Here is a 15,668-nt window from a genome sequence, read left to right on the forward strand (position 1 = left end):
GCTGGCGTTACCACCAGTAGCCGCTCCGAGTGCTTCCGGCTGGAGCAATAGTTGCCGGGTGGAGATCACTCCCTCCCCACTGGGCGATGCACCCTTTTCACGGCGCACGAGAGAGGCAGGTTAAGCGGACTGGGAGTTCGTCCTGACTGGTCAAAGCAGCCAACGGACGTTATAAGGATAAGGGATGTCCGATCTTTCGAGAGCTTACGAGCCGAAAGCCATTGCCGAATCGCTCTACGCACGCTGGCTAAAAGACCAGAACTATCGCGCGGACGCCTCCTCATCCAAGCCCGCGTTTTCGATCGTCATGCCTCCTCCCAACATCACGGGCGTGCTGACTTTGGGCCATGTCCTGAATAATGCGATTCAGGACATCCTCTCCCGCAAGGCTCGCCTGGAAGGATACGAGGTCCTCTGGCTACCAGGAACGGATCATGCCGGCTTGGCGACGGAGATGGTGGTCGAGCGCTCGCTCCGAAGGCAGAGGGGAATCGGCCGCAAGGAGCTGGGCCGAGAGGAATTCCTCCAGCTTGTGCGAGAGTGGCGGGAAACCCATGGCCGGATCATCGTCGAGCAGCTCAAGAAGCTCGGGAGCTCGGCCGACTGGTCGCGGGAACGGTTCACGATGGATACAGACTATTCGCGGGCGGTCCAAAGGGTTTTCGTCCAGCTCTACCAGAAGGGGCTCATCTACCGGGGTCGGCGCATGGTCAACTGGTGCCCCTCCTCCCTGACGGCCCTCTCCGACGAGGAAGTCCTTCCGCGGGAAGAACAGTCGAGTCTCTACTTCGTCCGCTATCCGATAGAGGGAGAGCCAGGCTCCTTCCTTACCGTCACCACCACGCGCCCGGAGACGATTCCCGGAGACACCGGCCTTGCGGTGCACCCCGAAGATGACCGATATCGAAAGTGGGTCGGCCGTCGGGCGATCCGGCCATTCCCGCATGGCTCGATTCCGATTCTGGCGGACTCGGCGATCGATCCCGCCTTCGGCACCGGAGTCCTCAAGATCACTCCTGCCCATGACAAGCTCGACTTCGAAATCGGCCAGCGGCACGACTTGCCCATCGTCGATATCCTCCATCCGGATGGCCGGATCCATTGCCCTGCCCTTCCAGAGCTCGACGGCCTCGACCGCTTCGAGGCGCGGAAGAAGGCGGCATCGCTGTTGGAGAAAGAAGGACTGCTCGCCAAAGTCGAGCCCTATCTTCATACGGTGGGGGTAAGCGAGCGAGCGAACGTGCCGGTCGAACCGCGCCTCTCCGAGCAATGGTTCCTCCGCTATCCGAAAATCGAGGAGGCGCTCCGCGTCGTTCGGGAACGCCGGATCCGATTCTTCCCCGAACATTGGGAAAAAGTGTATGAACACTGGATCGAGAACATTCAGGACTGGTGCATCTCTCGACAAGTCTGGTGGGGCCACCGGATTCCTGTCTGGTGGAAAGAGGGCTCGCATCGCTGCCAGGTGGAATCGCCCGGTCCCGGCTGGGTCCAGGATCCCGACACGCTCGACACCTGGTTCTCATCCTGGCTCTGGGCGTTCGAGTCCATGGATCCTGCCACCCGTCAGAAGTTCTATCCCACCTCGGTCCTGGTGACGGGTCCCGACATCATCTTCCTATGGGTGGCCCGCATGATCATCGCGGGCCTAGAGTTTCGGCCCGGCCATGGCCCGAGCTTGGAAGACAACATCCCGTTTCGCGCCGTCTACTTCACCGGGCTGATCCGGGATCACTTGGGAAGGAAGATGACAAAGTCCTTGGGCAATTCCCCCGACCCGCTGACGCTGATCGAGAAATATGGAGCGGACGGGCTCCGCTTCGGACTTTTGCGAATCGCTCCCCAGGGTCAGGATATCCGCTTCGACGAGAAGCAGATTGAAGAAGGCCGAAACTTTTGCAACAAGCTCTGGAATGCCTGCCGATTCCGGGTCCGCTTCGGTCCGCTTTCCGCCGACGCGCGGCCTTGGGACCATCCGCTCTCTCCGTTCGCCGTGGAAATGCTCTCCGGCTTGAGCCAGACCGGGAGCCGGCTGGAGACGGCCTTCGCGGCGCACGAATTCAGCGAGGCCGCCGGACTGCTCTACAGTTTTGTCTGGAACGACTTTTGCGCCTGTTTCCTCGAAGCGGCCAAGGTCGACCTTGCCCAAGAAGGGAGCTCGACCGCCTCAGGCACTCTCGCCTCCTTCGACTACGCCCTCTCCTGGATTCTGCGGCTGCTCCATCCGTTTTGCCCCTTCGTGACCGAAGAGCTTTGGAATCGCCTGGAGCTCGGCCCTTCCACCATTCAGTTTGCCGGCTGGTTCGATGCAGCGGAAGCCCGGAAGCTCGACGAACGGCTGGGGGATCGGAAGAAGACCGCTTCTCAGGCTCGGGCAATCTTCCAGGCGGCCGAGCGCGGCCGTCATCTCCGTTCCACCTATGGCATCCCTTCCAATCAGAAGGTGCCCTTTCTCCTCCGGGCCGAAGAACCCCTGGCGATGGCCGAAAGGAACGTGCTTTCCGCGCTGGCGAAGGCAAGCGAGATCACCGACGTCGTCGGTCCGCCTCCCAAGGCTCCCATGGTCTTGACCGCCCTGGGGGAGCTCTACCTGCCTTTGGAGGGACTTCTCGATCTCGAGGTAGAGCGAAAGCGACTGACGGCGGAGAAAGAGAAGCTGGCCCTCAACTGGAAAGCGATCCAGGAGCGGCTGCAGAATCCCGTGGTCTCCGCTCGGGCTCCTGCGGAAAAGCTCGAAGCTTGGAGAGAGCAGGCGCTGCAGCTCGAAGCCGCGATGCAGCGCCTCGAGGATCAGCTAAGAGGACTTGTGCAATAGGGGGCGCCGGCGACCTGCTTACGGGGCTGCGGGCTTTTCCGCCGGCTTCACCACCTCTGCGCTACCGGTGCCGAAAACCTTTGCACGAGCAGCCGCGTCGATGCGGGCTGCGATTCCCGGATTGGTCTTGATTGCTTGGACGGCAGCTTCCCTTCCCTGCCCAATCTGCGTCCCCTCGAAATAGATCCAGGCGCCCCGCTTGTCCAAGATCCTCTGGTCGATGCCGACGTCAATGAGGGCCCCCTCTCGGGAGATCCCCTCGTTATAGAGGATATCGAACTCGCACTCGGTAAAGGGCGGAGCGATCTTGTTCTTCACCACCTTCATCTTCGTTCGGTTTCCGTAGACCGTTCCGTCGCCGCTCTTCAGTTGTCCGATCCGACGCACGTCGATGCGGACCGACGCATAGAATTTGAGCGCCCTTCCTCCCGGAGTGGTTTCGGGATTCCCGAACATTACCCCGATCTTTTCCCGGAGCTGATTGGTGAAGATGCAGATCGTCTTCGCTCGGCTGATGAGTGCGGTCAACTTCCGCAAAGCGCTGCTCATCAATCGCGCCTGAGCCCCGACTGTCGCGTCTCCAATCTGCCCTTCGAGTTCGGCTCGCGTGGCGAGGGCAGCCACCGAATCGACCACGATGACATCCACCGCGTTGGAGCGAATCAAGGTTTCCGCAATGGTCAACGCTTCTTCTCCGCAGTCGGGCTGGGAGATCAATAGTTCGGACATGTTGACCCCCAAGCGCTGCGCATACTGGGGATCGAGCGCGTGCTCCACGTCGATGATGACGCCAACTCCGCCCAGCTTCTGCGCCTGAGCCACGACCGTGAGAGCGAGGGTTGTTTTTCCCGACGACTCCGGACCAAAAATCTCGACGATGCGGCCCCGAGGGAATCCTCCCGCCCCGAGCGCCCGATCAATCACCAGGCAGCCAGTGGGAATGACCTCGATCTGCAGACGGGCCTGGTCGTCGCCCAGACGCAGAATGGCTCCTTCGCCATATTCCTTCGAGATCGTCTGCAGGGCAAGGTCGAGATTCTTATCCTGCCGCCGCGTCTTTGCATCCATCTTTTCGGATTCCACAAAACACCCTCTTCCCTCAGCCAGTCCCTTGCCAAGAAAGAACCTTCCGCACGAAACTCTCGGAAATCCTAAAAGCCTCGATCGGCCTCAAGGAAGCCTTCGAGATGACGCAGCCGGGTCGGATGACGCATCTTCCGAAGCGCTTTTGCCTCGATCTGCCGGATTCGCTCTCGCGTGACGCGAAATTGGCGGCCGACCTCCTCCAACGTGCGGGGATATCCGTCGAGCAGCCCAAAGCGCTGTTCGATCACCGTTCGTTCCCGCTCCGTCAGCGTATGAAGGACGTCTCGGATCTTTTCCTTCAATAAGGAGTAGGCGGTCATTTCGGAAGGGTTGTCCGCCGACTTATCCTCGATAAAGTCTCCAAAGGTGGTGTCGTCGCTCTCTCCAACCTGACTTTGGAGAGAGATCGGCTGCTGGGCCATCTTGAGAATCGCGCGGATGCGATCGACGCTCAGCTGAATCTCGTCGGCGATCTCTTCCGGATTCGGCTCGCGGCCCAACTCTTGAATCAGCTGCTTTTGCACTCGCATGAGCTTGTTGATCGTCTCGATCATGTGCACCGGGATCCGGATGGTGCGGGCTTGATCGGCGATGCTCCGCGTAATTGCCTGACGAATCCACCAGGTTGCGTAGGTCGAGAACTTATAGCCGCGTCGATATTCGAACTTCTCCACGGCCTTCATCAGGCCCATGTTTCCTTCCTGAATCAGATCGAGGAAAGAGAGACCGCGATTGGTATATTTTTTCGCGATCGAGATCACAAGGCGGAGGTTGGCTTCGACCATTTCCGTCTTCGCCCTCATGGCCTGATGAAGCCACTTCTTGAGTTCGCTATGTCTTTTCTTGAACTCCTCCACGCTGGCATGGGCCTGATTTTGAAACTGCTTCAGTTGCTCCTCGACCACCGCGAGAGCCTCGGACGCCTTGCTCCCGCGCCCCTGGGAGCGGAGCCGCTTCCTCTCGCTCTCCCACCGGCAGACTTCCTGAAAGCGCTCTTCGCTTACTTGAACTAGGTCTTCGACGACCTTCTGCTTGAAGTAGAAGCGACGGAAGATCTTTTCGAGGGCCAGATGCTGCTTCTCAAGCTCCCGAACCAACTTTGGCTTCTCTTTCGCGCTATCCGGCAACGTGCTCAACCGGGAGTAAAGTCCATCGGTCTCCTCGATCTTCTCCTCGAGCTTGCCGATGAGCGCGGGCAAGATCTTCATGTAGGCTTCGCGGCCTTCGACATGCTTGTCCTGGATGAGCCGGTCGAATCGTTCCCTTCCCTGCTCGAGCTTCCGGACCAGATGCAGATATTCCCGAGCGATGAACCCGAAGCTGTGAAGGCACTTCTGCACCATGAGCTCGGCGTTCTCAATCCGCTTGGAAATCTCGACCTCCTCTTCCCTCGTCAAGAGAGGCACCTGCCCCATCTGCCGAAGGTACATCCGGACCGGGTCGTCGAGGATGTCGAGCTTGGTCTCCTTCCCTTCATGCACTACCACCGTGTCCGACGGGGTAGCACTCTTCTGGCGATCGACCTCCGAGCTTTCGATTACGTCGATCTCAAGGCTGCGCAAAAACGCGATGATGGTCTCGATCTCATCGGGTTGAGGCACGCAGTCGGGCAACGCTTCGTTGATGTCGTCGAAGGTCAGGTAACCCTGCTCCTTGGCGAGCTTGACGAGGGTCCTCAGCTTTTCTTGCCGTAACGGCTCCTCAGACCAGATTTTCGCGAGCTTCCGGGCCAACTGCTGCTCCTCGGCTACGATGGAGGCCGGGGAGACGGTGGCGGTTACAGCGTGACGGCCATTTTCCTCGGAGGCGCGAACCTTGGTCAGCGCGGAAGGAGGGGGGGCGGACTCAGTGGAATGACGGGAGAGAGACGATGAGGAGGGAATACGCGATGGGGTGGCTCTTTTGGTTCTTGAATTACGCGGCATGGTCATGCTTCGACTCGTTGCGGGGTTTCGACGACTACGGACAGCCAAGGAAAGACAAAGTGAAAAAGCTTAATCGAGGGTCTTCCGCAAGTCAACGAGTTCTCTCAGCGCGACCTGCGCCTCCATGGCCCCTCCTCCGGCCCGAACCTGCTCCTCAAGAAGGCGGATGCGCTTCCGCTTCCAAAGAAATTCGAGACGCCGGCAGAGCATGGTCCACCGCTCTTCCGGACCAATCGAAAGATCGACGGGTGGGGGACGGAGCAGCAGCTCGGTTACATAACCTCGTTCTTTCTCCGATAGAATCGGAAAGAGAGTCTCCGGATCCGAACCCGACGCCAGGATCTTCCGCACCAGTTCTCCCTCCTCGCTCTCCTCCAGCCAACGGAGATCGAGCTCCGCGCGTGCCCGCTCCAAGATAGCCGGAACTTCGCAGAGCAACCAGATGATCTCCGTCTGAACCGCATCCCGCCGCACCGGCAGAACGTTGCGCGACACCTCGCGTTCCTGGCCTCCGGCCCCCGTTTTCCGAGTCACCTCCTCTAATGCGCCACGAGAGACTCCCAAGCGCGCCGCCACCTCCAGGACAACGCCTTCCCGGCGGATCGGGTCGGGGATCTTGGCGACCCATGCAGCCATCGATTGGACCGCTTGACTCCGTCCTCTGGGAAGAGTCAGGTCATTTTGACGAGCGGCCTGATCCAGAAGATAGGAAAGATGAGCGGGGGCCCGCTGCAATGTCTCCCGAAAGCTCGCGACCGCCTCCTCGCCTCCTCGAAGGAAACTGTCCGGATCTTCCCCGGCCGGAAGCGAGGCCACGCGGACATCGAGTCCCGCTTCCGTCAGGATAGCCAATCCCCGCACCGCAGCGCTCTCCCCGGCCCGGTCGGCGTCGAAACAGACGATGACCTCCTCGGCGAACCTTCGCAAAAGCCGCGCGTGATGCTCGGTGAGCGCTGTCCCCTGCACGGCAACCACATTGCAGAAACCGGCGGCATGACACCGAATCAGATCCATCGGCCCTTCGCAAAGAACTCCTCTGCCCTCCTGGGCGATCGCCCGCTTGGCTCGATCCATTCCCAAGAGAATTCTTGCCTTTGAAAAAATCGGCGTCTCGGGAGAATTGAGATACTTGGGGGCTGACTCCTCGGTGCCGATCTTCCGGCCGCTGAAGCCGACGATCCTCCCCGCTTCCTCGGCGATCGGGAGGATCAGTCGGTCGCGGAAACGGTCATAGGGCCGAGCCTTTTCTCCGAGAACCACAAGGCCGGCCTCGGTCAGAAGCTCTACCGGGTAGCCATGCGCGGTGCCCCATCGGAGAACGCCATCCCATCGATTCGGAGCATACCCCATCTGGAATGTCTCTGCGATCTCCCTCGAGATCTCGCGGGATTCCAGATAGCGACGGCACGGTTCTCCTTCCGGCGCGGTCCACAAGAGTTCGCGCCACCACTCCGCAACGGTTTTGTGGAGGGAGAAGAGACGCTCGCGTTCTGAGGGCACACCCACCTCCTTCCGAAAGGTGGCCGGCATCTCCATTCCGGCCTTCTCGGCCAACAGGCGCAAGGCTCCCAGAAAATCGAGCCGCTCGTATTGCATCACAAAGTCGAAGACCGTTCCTCCGTAGCCGCTGCTGAAACACTTGAAAAGCTGCTTCTGAGGATCGACAAAGAAAGAAGGAGTCCGCTCCGAGTTGAATGGAGAGAGAGCCTTGTATTTGGAGCCGGCACGCTTTAGAGGGACATAATTGCCGATGACTTCGACAATATCGCTGGCGGCGCGAATCGCTTCCACGAACTCCCGGAACGCCGGCGTCCCCATTCCGGTGGAATAAATCGGCTGTCGTGGTAAAACGCAAGGCTTACCCGAACCCCATGGGGCAACTTCTCCACCTCGTCACCCTGATGCTGCTTCTTGCGGCACCGCCCGAAGCGCTTGCCGCTGGCTCGCCGGTCGTTATCGTCGAGAGGTCCGAGGTCGTCCACAATTTCACTGTCGATGGCGCATCGGTTCGGACCATGTTTCGCGACGCGCTCCTCCAATACACGAAGCAAACATCGGTGAAAACCGCATGGACCAAAGGGATCGGCATCACGCCCCAAGACATCGTCGGGATCAAGATTTCCGCGTCGGGCGGTCCCGTCATGTCGAGCCGCAAGCCGCTCGTGGCGGCCATCGCCGAAAGCCTCGCAGAGGCGGGAGTGCCCGCGTACCAGATCGTCGTCTGGGATAAATTGGAAGACGAGCTCCGGGAATCCGAATATTTTCCTCGTCCCGAGGGAGCGCCCTACCGAGTCCGCTCCGTGATCCCAGAAACCGGTTTTGATGAGCACGTCTTCTACGTCAATGAGGTCCTTGGTCGCCTGATCTGGGGAGATCTCGCCTTTCAGGGAATCAAGCCGGGCCGTGGCCAAGCGCAACAAGCGCAAAAGCACGGCGAGAAACAGAGCGTGGCGCAGATGTATGGCCGCGGGGTGTCGGCGGGAAGCCTGGAGAACCAGGTCAGCAACAAATCTTATTATGCCCAGCTGGTGACCAAAATCTGCACCAAGATCATCAATGTGCCGGTCTGCATCGACAACAGCGGAGTCGGCTTCAACGGAAGCCTCGCATCCCTTGCCCTCGGGATGGTCGACAACACCCGCCGCTTCGAGGGCGAGGGGGGGAATTGGGGCGATCCCGCCATAGCGGAGATCTTGGATCGGCCCTTCGTGCGCAGCAAGGTCGTGCTCCACGTCATGGATGCGCTCATTGCCCAATATGCCGGGGGGCCCGACTTTTCTCCGGAATACACATATCCTCTCGGAGCGATCTATCTAAGCAAAGATCCTGTCGCCATCGACTCCCTGCTTGCAAGACGCGTTGACTCTTGGCGCGCCGGCGCTCACATTCCTGTCTTGAAGCCCATGCTTCAATACATGCAGACCGCTGTCGAATATGGCCTGGGCACCGCCGATCCAAAGAACATCCTGCTGATCCCCCTGCCGTGAATTCATCCGGTTCCGATCCTGTTATCCACCAACTCAACGCCATCCTGTCCCGGCTCCGGGCGCCCGACGGTTGCCCTTGGGATCGCGAGCAGACCCATCAGACCATCAAAGGCCAGCTCCTGGAAGAATGCTACGAAGTCCTGGAAGCAATCGACCGAAACTCGCCGCAAGACCTCAAGGAGGAGTTGGGCGATCTCCTGCTCCATGTGCTCTTTCATTCCCAGATCGCGCGAGAACAGGGCACCTTCTCCTTCACGGACGTAGCCGAAGGCCTCTCCGAAAAGCTCATTCGGCGCCATCCCCATGTCTTCGGGAAAGCGAGCGCCCGGAATGCGGAGGAAGTCACTGTCCACTGGGAGCGAAGCAAGCGGGAGGAAAAACCCGAGCGGAAGAGCCTCTTCGACGGCATTCCGCAAGGCCTTTCCGCTCTCCTTCGCGCCCAAAAGTACCAGGACAAGGCGGCAAAGCTTGGCCTCGATTGGAACCATTCGGATGGACCCAAGGCGAAGATCGCCGAGGAGCTAGCCGAAGTGGAGGAAGCAGTGGCACAAGGAGATCCGAAACGAATCGAGGAGGAAATCGGAGATCTCCTCTTCGCTGTCGTCAATTTGGCCCGCCATTTGCGCGTCAACGCCGAATGCGCGCTGAGCGGCTCCGCCGAGCGTTTCCGTTCCCGCGCACAGTTTATCGAGGAGGAGTTGCGCGCCCGCCCATCTGGAAGACCTCTAGAGCTTGCCGAATTAGAACTTCTCTGGGAACGGAGCAAAGCGCGCGCCCAAGAACGTGGAACCCCTCCCGATGTCTCTTGACATCTTTCACCCGCTCCCTCCCATTTCCTCTGTAGATGATTCATGCCGTTCACGACCCAGCCAAGATCCACAGGCGCGCGATTGCTCTTGGCCGGTTGTTGGGATGGAGGCGGACCATCCTTCTCCGGATCCGGAACGACCCCGTGGAGGTGCTCTGCTCCCCGGAGCGGGGCGACCGGAAGAGAAAGCCCTATGTCTTCCTTTCGGCGGGGATCCATGGAGACGAGCCGGCTGGAGTCGAAGCCCTGCTCTCCTACTTCGAGCAAAAGCCTCACTGGACCGCCGAATTCACCTTTACCCTCGTTCCGCTGCTCAACCCTTGGGGGCTGCGCCATAACTCGCGTCTCAATGAGGATGGCCTCGACCTCAATCGTTCCTTTCAACAGAGCGACCTGCCGCTGATCCGGGAACTCTGCACCCTCTACGACCGCAGAGGTCCGTTCGACCTAGCCCTCCTCCTTCACGAGGACTACGATGCCTGTGGCATCTACCTCTACGAGACGGGCCCAAGCGGCGAAGTCCGTTTCGGAGACCAGATCCTCTCCCGAGTGAGCTCCTGGTGTCCAGTCGATCCCCGGGACCGGATCGAAGGGCGCAAGCATCGCAACGGAATCCTCGTCCGGCCCCTGCGAAAAAAGTGGTTCGAGAAGATTGGCTTGCCCGAAGCAGCCCATCTCCACTTCCACGGCTGTCGACGAGTGTTCACGATCGAAACCCCCTCCGAGTTCGACGTCGGCTTGCGCGTAAAAGCGCACATGGAGGCAATCGATGCGGCGCTCGGCCTACTGGCCGCCAACCGACCGTCCGCCGAACTTCGCGCACGCTCCCCCGCCTCCCGGCGACACAAGGATGCTATTTCCGGGCGCGCCCTTCTTCCTTCCACCTCTCCTGCGCAGAATGGGGAAAATCAATCGGATCGATCTCGTGGCGTTTGACGAGGCTTTCGAAGAGAGAGAGCAGTCGCTCCTGAATCCGTTCGGTGAAGCGGCAGCGCTCCTCTCCGGGAGCCAGGGTGAGGAGTTCCCCGAACGAAACAAAGACTCGCGGTGGCCGCCGCCAGGAACGGAATTGATAGAGCCGGTCAGAGCCTACGACCACAGCGGGCAAAACAGGAGCGTTTGCCATCCGGGCGAGTGCCGCGGCGCTCGGGTTGAGCCGGGCTCCAAGCAAGATCGAAGCCTTTCCATGACGAATGCCCCGTTCGGGGAAGAGACCGACGATCCTTCCCTGCTTGAGCCGCCCGACGGCCGCCATCGCGGCCCGTGGATCCTGCCGGTTCCGATCGACGGGGATCACATTGAGCGCCCCCAGGATCTGCGAGAGGATCAGGTCGTTGAAGAGCTTCCCGTCCGCCACATAGTCGATCGGCCGCGGGGATTTCATCCCCAGGAGGATCGGATCGAAGTGGCTGATGTGGTTGCAGACCAAAAGGCAGCCGCCGCTCTCGGGGATCCGCTCCAACCCTTCGATCGAGATTCGCGCACTTCTGCGGAGGACGCGGTCGCAGATGGCTGCGCTGATCGCGAAAAAGCGATCTCTCCCTCCTTGTCCCAAACACCCGTTCCCGTTGCTCCTTCTCTGGCTCTTGCCCGACGAACCGTTTCCCGCGATGGAGCTCTCGGAAAAAGGACTTTCCTCCCCCGACTTCTGTAAACCCCCTTGTTCGGCTCCCATTTTTGGAGCACAAACTTTGCCTTGCCATTGCGGGTCGGAACAAGCAAATCCTTTGTCTCGAAGAACACCTCCCAAGGCCGCCCCATGCAAACGGAAACGCCGAACCTAGCAACCAAACCAGCCGTTCTCTTCCTCTGCACCGGCAATTCGGCCCGCGGCGTCCTCGCCGAATTTCTCTTTCGCTCCCTTTCCGGCGGCCGCTTCCGGGTCGAAAGCGCAGGCTCCCATCCCACCGGCCGGGTCAACCCCCACGCCCTTTCCGTGTTGCAGAAGGCGTACAGCATCGACGCCTCCGCCGCGCGGAGCAAGCGGCTCGACGAGCTTCCCCACGAACCATTCAGTGCGGTAATCACCTTGTGCGACAACGCAGCCGCGGAATGTCCAGTCTGGCCCTATCCCGCCGCGCGCGCCCACTGGCCGTTTCCGGACCCGGCTGCCGTCGAAGGCACGGTCGAAGAAAAGGAAAAGGCATTTCGGGATGTCGCTCAAGCGCTTGAGGAGCGGTTCCGGCGCCTGCTTGCCCTTCCCTTCGAAATCTTCCTCGATCGGCTTCGGCTCGAGGCCGAGTTGCGGAAGCTCTCCACGTAAGGCCGAATCCATCAATTTGGAGGCCGCTGCATCGCCAACTCTCGTAGGCGATCGGTGCCGACGGGCTCGTGCGCTAAGAACGGAACCAGCGCGAATCGCTTCGCATGATCGGCGGCCACGACCTCGATCTCGCGCCATTCGTGGCGCGCCCTCCGCTTCAACAAGGGAGACTGCGGATTCGATGCCGCAATGCTGCCATTCACGAGCCACGCCCAGGGCTCGATTCCCGCACGGCGAAGATCGGACTGTAGGCTGGCGGCCTCCAAGACCGGGGTGGGCTCGGCCAGCGTGACAATCAGCACCTTGGTCTGCTTCGCGTCTTGCAGACGCATCATCGGAGTCGCGTCGCGTACGCCCGTATCGTTCATCTGCCGCGAAACCTCGCGATGGTAGGCCCCGGCGGCATCGAGCAAAAGGAGGGTGTGGCCGGTCGGCGCCGTGTCTAGGATCACGAACTGGGTCTCCGCCTCCCGGATGATGCGGGAAAAGGCGTGAAAGACGGCGATCTCCTCCGTGCAGGGCGAGCGCAAGTCCTCTTCCAGCACGGCCCTTCCAGCAGTATCGAGATGGGTGCCTCTCGTTTCCAACACATGCGTGCGGTAGCGCGCGGTCTCCTCCCGCGGGTCGATTCGGCTCACCGTCAGGCTGGAGAGAGAGCCTTTCAGCGTCTCTGCCAGATGGGCTGCCGGGTCCGAGGTGGTCAAGTGGACGGGCAAGCCCTGGTCAGCCAACTTGACGGCCAATGCAGCCGCAAGCGTGGTCTTTCCTACCCCACCCTTGCCCATCAACAGCACCAGCCCTCGCCCCTCCGCGGCAATCTCCTCTGCCAGAGCGGAGAGCGTGCGGGCGCTCCGGGGAAGTGCGGGGGAGGCCTCGGGCGGCTCTGGCCTCCGGCCATCCTCACGCAGCAGTCGGCGCAAGGCATCGAGTCCTACGAGGTTGAACGGCTTGAGCGGAAGCTCGTCGCGCGGCAGGCCCCGGAGTGCGGCCGGAAGGGCATCAAGAGCGTCCTGCTCCCGCCGCCTAATGGACGAGGCGAGCGGATCGCCCTCCGCTTCAGCCGAGGGAAAGACTCCGTTGATGACCAGTACCTGTTGCGATAAGCCGATCGCCGCCAGCTCTTCGTGGGTGCGGGCGACCTCTCGCAGCGCGGCCGATTGCGCGCGAGCGACTAGAACCAGGCGGGTGCGCGCGGGATCGGACAACGCATCGACCGCAGCCTTGTACTGGGAGCGCTGTTTCTCCAGCCCCGCCACCGGCCCCAGGCAAGAGACGTCGCCCTTCCCCGCCTCGAGAAATCCGCTCCATGCGCCAGGTAGTTGCAGCAAGCGAATCGTGTGCCCTGTCGGGGCGGTGTCGAAGACGATATGATCGAAACCCGCTGTCAACGCGGAATCGAGCAGCAGCACGGTGAACTCGTCGAAGGCAGCGATCTCCGTCGTGCAGGCCCCGGAGAGCTGCTCCTCGATTCCATGGACCACCGCCTCCGGCAAGAGACCGCGGACGGGGCCGACGATCCGATTCCGGTAGGCTTGGGCCGCCGCCTGCGGGTCGATTTCCAAGGCGGACAGATTGGGTACTTCGGGAAGAGCCGCGATTCGATGACCGATGGAAAATCCGAAGACCTGTCCCACATTCGAAGCTGGGTCCGTGCTGACCAGCAGCACCCGCTTGCCTTCGCTTGCCAGATGAACCGCCGAGGCGCAGGCAAGGGAAGTCTTGCCGACCCCACCCTTTCCCGTGAAAAAAAGGAAACGCGGCGTCCGATCCAGGAAGCGCATGAGGGCTCCGAAGGTTAACCGCAGCAGTTGCCGGAACAGCAATCTCCCTCGGACTTGGCTCCCTCCTGCTCGATCCCTGCCCAGCGGGCGAGTTCGGCTCGGCGGGGATAACGCCCAGCCAAGGCCACTTCGCCTCCCACCAGGATCAGGGGAAGAGCCTCCTGGCCGGAGCGCTCCAGGAAAGCCTTCACGGTGGCGTTCTCGGCAAAGGCGAGAGGTTGTTGGGCAAGGTTCCACCGCCGGATCGTCGTGCCCTTCTGCTTCGCCCACTCCACATCGGCGGTGAAATCGACGAGTGTCTGGTCGACTGCCGCACCGCAAACGCCCGTGCTGCAGCAGAGAGGGGGTTCAAAAATCTCGACGGTCGTCATCTTTCTTCCTTTCTTCCTCTATTTTTCAAAGAATCGTCACACTCGATTTCCCGCGGAATCGAATCCGTGTCGAAGAAATCCAATCCGGTCGCTTCGTACCAGCCCTTGGTGCCGACACAGAGGTGGCAGACAGAAAGCATGACCGGCACCTCGACCAGGACCCCGACCACTGTCGCCAACGCCGCAGGAGAGGTCGGACCAAAGAGTGTGATCGCGACCGCCACCGCAAGCTCGAAGAAGTTGCTCGCCCCGATCAGCGCTCCGGGAGAGGCGACAGGGTGCGGCACCCGGAGCCATCGCATGATGAGATAGGTCAGTCCAGAGTTGGCATAGACCTGGATCAGGATTGGAATCGCCAAAAGGCCCACGGCGATCCAGTTCGTGAGGATGTTCTCCGCCTGGAAGGCGAAGATCATCACGAGGGTTGCCAGGAGGGCAAGGGTCATCACCGGCTTGAAGAGCGGAAGGAACGAGCGCTCGAACCAGGCGAGGCCCCTGAGCCGAATGACGAGGCTGCGGCTGATCCAGCCCGCGGCCAGCGGAATCACGATAAACGCCACGACGGAGGTGAGCAGCACCTCTTTGGGAACCACGATACCGCTCACCCCGACGAGCAACATGACGATGGGAGCGAAGGCAAAGGTCATGATCAGATCGTTGATCGCCACCTGCGCCAAAGTGTAGGCCGCATCCCCTTCGACCAGGTAGCTCCAGACGAAGACCATCGCGGTGCAAGGGGCAGCGGCCAGGATGATCAAGCCGGCCAGATAGTTGTGAGCCGTGCCCGGGTCAATCCAGTGGAGAGTCGAGGAAAAGAGCCCCACGACGAAGAACGATCCGAAAAGCGCCATGCTAAACGGCTTGACAAGCCAGTTGACGAATAATGTGACCGCAAGCCCCTTCGGCCGCCGGGCGACCCCGCGCAGGCCTCCGAAGTCGATCTTGAGCATCATCGGAAAGATCATCAACCAGATGAGCACCGCGATCGGAATGTTGACGTGGCTCTGGCCCAATTCCATGCCGCTCAAGAAGTGGGTGGCGCCGGGAAAGAGCCTGCCGATCCCCACGCCGAGGACCATGCATGCCGCTACCCAAAGCGTGAGATACCGCTCGAAGAAAGCGAGACGCTTGCTTGACCTTGTTTTCATAATCGATTATAGAGCAATGGGAAGTCAATCCGGATCTTCCCTTACGATTCTACAATACTAGAACCATGAGAACTCGTCAAGCGGTCGAGGTGCTCGCCACTCTCGGCCAGGAGACCCGGCTCGACGTCTTCCGGTTGCTGATTCAGGCGGGCCCCGCCGGTCTCCCGGCCGGAGAGATCGCTGCGCGGCTCAAAATCCCGCTCGCCACACTCTCCTTTCACCTCCAGCATTTGAAGCAAGCCCGGCTTGCGCACTCGAAAAAGCGGGGAAAGCTCGTGATCTATTCCGCGAATTTCACGACCGTCGACTGTCTGGTTGGCTATCTCCTCCACGATTGTTGCGGGCGACCGCGCACCGGGCTGGAGGTCTGCGGCCAAGCGGCCAGCGAATCGAAGGCTGGAGCGAAGTCGGTTTCCGAAAGGGCCGACTCGTGACCGAAATGGCCCGTCGCTAGCCGCAGGAGAACGCTTGGGAGACAGGCAGG

13 protein-coding genes are annotated in these 15,668 nt (G+C 60.8%); 6 read left to right on the plus strand and 7 right to left on the minus strand.

Annotated features, from left to right (window positions below):
- The first annotated feature begins 184 nt into the window (after positions 1 to 184).
- On the plus strand, positions 185 to 2,815 hold the full coding sequence (locus A37A_RS0113550; protein ID WP_018292031.1) for a valine--tRNA ligase: 2,631 nt from the start codon (positions 185 to 187) through the stop codon (positions 2,813 to 2,815).
- 18 nt (positions 2,816 to 2,833) lie between these two features.
- On the opposite strand, the gene recA is transcribed toward A37A_RS0113550, so the two are convergent.
- The 3 genes from recA to dnaG all read right to left on the minus strand — a co-directional run bounded on the left by recA (position 2,834) and on the right by dnaG (position 7,644).
- Entirely contained in the window at positions 2,834 to 3,883 is a 1,050-nt protein-coding gene (gene recA, locus A37A_RS0113555) for a recombinase RecA (RefSeq protein WP_051076307.1), read from the minus strand.
- A gap of 83 nt (positions 3,884 to 3,966) precedes the next feature.
- On the minus strand, positions 3,967 to 5,826 hold the full coding sequence (gene rpoD / locus A37A_RS21915; RefSeq protein ID WP_196799641.1) for an RNA polymerase sigma factor RpoD: 1,860 nt from the start codon (positions 5,824 to 5,826) through the stop codon (positions 3,967 to 3,969).
- 69 nt (positions 5,827 to 5,895) lie between these two features.
- Positions 5,896 to 7,644 carry a DNA primase gene (gene dnaG / locus A37A_RS0113565; RefSeq protein WP_018292034.1) on the minus strand — a complete coding sequence of 583 codons (1,749 nt, stop codon included), beginning with the start codon at positions 7,642 to 7,644 and terminating at the stop codon, positions 5,896 to 5,898.
- 23 nt (positions 7,645 to 7,667) lie between these two features.
- Between dnaG and A37A_RS0113570 the strand changes: the two genes are divergently transcribed.
- The 3 genes from A37A_RS0113570 to A37A_RS0113580 are packed head-to-tail and all read left to right on the plus strand — an operon-like array spanning position 7,668 to position 10,557.
- Positions 7,668 to 8,813, plus strand: a complete 1,146-nt coding sequence (locus A37A_RS0113570) for a DUF362 domain-containing protein (protein WP_231363936.1) — start codon at positions 7,668 to 7,670, stop codon at positions 8,811 to 8,813.
- Positions 8,810 to 9,622, plus strand: a complete 813-nt coding sequence (gene mazG, locus A37A_RS0113575) for a nucleoside triphosphate pyrophosphohydrolase (protein WP_018292036.1) — start codon at positions 8,810 to 8,812, stop codon at positions 9,620 to 9,622. Before A37A_RS0113570 ends, mazG begins: the two co-directional genes overlap by 4 nt.
- A gap of 35 nt (positions 9,623 to 9,657) precedes the next feature.
- Positions 9,658 to 10,557, plus strand: coding sequence for a M14 family metallocarboxypeptidase (locus A37A_RS0113580; protein WP_018292037.1), 900 nt, complete (start codon positions 9,658 to 9,660; stop codon positions 10,555 to 10,557).
- Here the strand turns inward: A37A_RS0113580 and A37A_RS0113585 are convergent.
- Complete coding sequence (locus A37A_RS0113585) at positions 10,475 to 11,176, minus strand: lysophospholipid acyltransferase family protein (protein WP_343122738.1); 702 nt, start codon at positions 11,174 to 11,176, stop codon at positions 10,475 to 10,477. The two genes, A37A_RS0113580 and A37A_RS0113585, sit on opposite strands and share 83 nt — an antisense overlap.
- Before the next feature lie 204 nt (positions 11,177 to 11,380).
- Between A37A_RS0113585 and A37A_RS0113590 the strand changes: the two genes are divergently transcribed.
- Positions 11,381 to 11,884, plus strand: a complete 504-nt coding sequence (locus A37A_RS0113590; protein WP_020494464.1) for an arsenate reductase ArsC — start codon at positions 11,381 to 11,383, stop codon at positions 11,882 to 11,884.
- 11 nt (positions 11,885 to 11,895) lie between these two features.
- Here A37A_RS0113590 and arsA read toward each other — a convergent pair whose 3' ends face one another.
- The 3 genes from arsA to arsB are packed head-to-tail and all read right to left on the minus strand — an operon-like array spanning position 11,896 to position 15,184.
- A complete protein-coding gene (gene arsA / locus A37A_RS0113595) occupies positions 11,896 to 13,665 on the minus strand; it encodes an arsenical pump-driving ATPase (protein WP_018292040.1) in 1,770 nt (589 codons plus the stop codon).
- Between the two features lie 14 nt (positions 13,666 to 13,679).
- On the minus strand, positions 13,680 to 14,036 hold the full coding sequence (gene arsD / locus A37A_RS0113600) for an arsenite efflux transporter metallochaperone ArsD (RefSeq protein ID WP_018292041.1): 357 nt from the start codon (positions 14,034 to 14,036) through the stop codon (positions 13,680 to 13,682).
- A complete protein-coding gene (arsB, locus tag A37A_RS0113605) occupies positions 14,033 to 15,184 on the minus strand; it encodes an ACR3 family arsenite efflux transporter (RefSeq protein ID WP_018292042.1) in 1,152 nt (383 codons plus the stop codon). The genes arsD and arsB overlap by 4 nt, the downstream gene beginning before the upstream one ends.
- 65 nt (positions 15,185 to 15,249) lie before the next feature.
- On the opposite strand from arsB, the gene A37A_RS0113610 reads away from it, so the two are divergent.
- Positions 15,250 to 15,618, plus strand: coding sequence for a helix-turn-helix transcriptional regulator (locus A37A_RS0113610; RefSeq protein WP_018292043.1), 369 nt, complete (start codon positions 15,250 to 15,252; stop codon positions 15,616 to 15,618).
- Positions 15,619 to 15,668: the final 50 nt, after the last annotated feature.

The sequence above is a fragment of the Verrucomicrobium sp. 3C genome (genome assembly GCF_000379365.1).
Classification (GTDB): domain Bacteria; phylum Verrucomicrobiota; class Verrucomicrobiia; order Methylacidiphilales; family Methylacidiphilaceae; genus Methylacidimicrobium.

Excerpts from the sequence above, each read along its gene's own strand:
- A37A_RS0113590 (WP_020494464.1), top strand. The coding sequence starts at position 11,381 with ATGCAAACGGAAACGCCGAACCTAGCAACCAAACCAGCCGTTCTCTTC.
- A37A_RS0113580 (WP_018292037.1), top strand. The coding sequence starts at position 9,658 with ATGATTCATGCCGTTCACGACCCAGCCAAGATCCACAGGCGCGCGATT.
- arsD (WP_018292041.1), bottom strand. The coding sequence starts at position 14,036 with ATGACGACCGTCGAGATTTTTGAACCCCCTCTCTGCTGCAGCACGGGC.
- dnaG (WP_018292034.1), bottom strand. The coding sequence starts at position 7,644 with ATGGGGACGCCGGCGTTCCGGGAGTTCGTGGAAGCGATTCGCGCCGCC.
- recA (WP_051076307.1), bottom strand. The coding sequence starts at position 3,883 with ATGGATGCAAAGACGCGGCGGCAGGATAAGAATCTCGACCTTGCCCTG.
- arsB (WP_018292042.1), bottom strand. The coding sequence starts at position 15,184 with ATGAAAACAAGGTCAAGCAAGCGTCTCGCTTTCTTCGAGCGGTATCTC.
- A37A_RS0113550 (WP_018292031.1), top strand. The coding sequence starts at position 185 with ATGTCCGATCTTTCGAGAGCTTACGAGCCGAAAGCCATTGCCGAATCG.
- rpoD (WP_196799641.1), bottom strand. The coding sequence starts at position 5,826 with ATGCCGCGTAATTCAAGAACCAAAAGAGCCACCCCATCGCGTATTCCC.
- A37A_RS0113610 (WP_018292043.1), top strand. The coding sequence starts at position 15,250 with ATGAGAACTCGTCAAGCGGTCGAGGTGCTCGCCACTCTCGGCCAGGAG.
- arsA (WP_018292040.1), bottom strand. The coding sequence starts at position 13,665 with ATGCGCTTCCTGGATCGGACGCCGCGTTTCCTTTTTTTCACGGGAAAG.